We start from the raw sequence: 326 nt of genomic DNA on the forward strand, positions 1-326 counted from the left end.
GTGGACGACCTCCGCACCAGCGTAGCTGTGCGATGATGTGGTCGTTGTAGGTCCACGTCTAGGAGTCGTTCCATGGAGCAGGAGGTTGTCACCGCCGGATTGGATCTGGCGAAGAATGTGTTTCAGGTTCACGCTATCGGCGCCGATGGCGCAGTGCTGATCCGGCGCAAGCTGCGCAGGACCGAAGTCATCCGCTTCTTCGCTGAGTTGCCGCGTTGCCTGGTCGGCATGGAAGCGTGTGCCTCGGCGCATCACTGGGCGCGTGAGTTGATGGCGATCGGCCATGAGGTGCGCCTCATGCCGCCAGCCTATGTTAAGCCGTATGT

1 pseudogene is annotated in these 326 nt (G+C 61.0%); it reads left to right on the forward strand.

Annotated features, from left to right (window positions below):
* Positions 1–72: 72 nt before the first annotated feature.
* Positions 73–326 (forward strand): annotated as a pseudogene (locus AX685_RS19460) (IS110 family transposase); the annotation flags it as partial.

The sequence above is a fragment of the Sphingomonas sp. CCH9-F2 genome (genome assembly GCF_001556735.1).
GTDB classification, from domain to species: domain Bacteria; phylum Pseudomonadota; class Alphaproteobacteria; order Sphingomonadales; family Sphingomonadaceae; genus Sphingomonas; species Sphingomonas ginsenosidimutans.